This is a genomic window from Lawsonibacter sp. LCP25S3_E2 (assembly GCF_052117285.1).
Taxonomy (GTDB): domain Bacteria; phylum Bacillota; class Clostridia; order Oscillospirales; family Oscillospiraceae; genus Lawsonibacter.
Window position 1 is genome coordinate 1 of record NZ_JBQKJL010000070.1, and the last position, 875, is coordinate 875.

Genomic DNA, 875 nt, shown 5'->3' on the forward strand with positions numbered 1-875 from the left:
ATGTCACCATCTTCATTATACATTAACATAAGTGTTAATGTCAAGAATTTATTTCGCATTTTTGTTAAAGATTATCTTGCATCTTTCGCTTTTTTGCGCTATACTATTGGCAAAGGCGGTGGGATATTATGACAGTCGGAGACAAGATAAAGAAAATCCGCACCTTTCGAGGCATGACACAAAAGGAATTGGGGCTTGCTATCGGCTTTGAGGAAAAGGGAGCGGACAACCGGATCGCCCAGTATGAGACGAATTACCGTGTTCCGAAACGGGAACTGCTGGACAAGATGGCCGAGGCGCTGCGGGTAGACCGCCAGAACTTCTACACCATCGCCCCCGGCTCTGCCGAGGACTTCATGCGGACATTCTTCTGGCTGGACGAGGACAGCCCTGGCGCTATCCGCCTGTTCCAACTTGTCCGCAATCCGGGCAGAGCAGGGGCCGCTGATGATACCGCTGTACGGTACAATGATAGCGATGACTGGCCCGCACACCCTCCCGTGGGTATGTACTTCCAGTATGGCCTTGTGGACGAGTTCATGCGGGAATGGCTTTTTCGTCAGCAGGAGTTACACGCCGGGGAGATCACCAGGGAAGAGTATTTTGAATGGAAACTCAACTGGCCCCATACCTGCGACGATGGCCTGGAAAGCGAATATTATATCCCTTGGCGGAAAAATAAATAAGACAAGCAAAAAAACCGCCCTGCTGAATTTGTCGTTCAGCAGGGCGGTTTTGCTTGTCCTTTTGGGATTTTTCTCTTGAGAATACCGGGCGGACACAAATAGTATCAATCCAGTATCAAGAGCAGTATGGACGGGCAAAAAAGCCTGTATTCATGCGGGTTTTCGCCGTTTCGAGCGTCATTCCCACTC

At 49.7% G+C, this 875-nt stretch carries 1 protein-coding gene; it reads left to right on the top strand.

Features of this window, described 5'->3' with window-relative positions; translation table 11 throughout:
* Positions 1–128: 128 nt before the first annotated feature.
* A complete protein-coding gene (locus ACTQ3R_RS16545) occupies positions 129–686 on the top strand; it encodes a helix-turn-helix domain-containing protein (RefSeq protein WP_004010378.1) in 558 nt (185 codons plus the stop codon).
* The last annotated feature ends 189 nt before the right edge of the window (positions 687–875 follow it).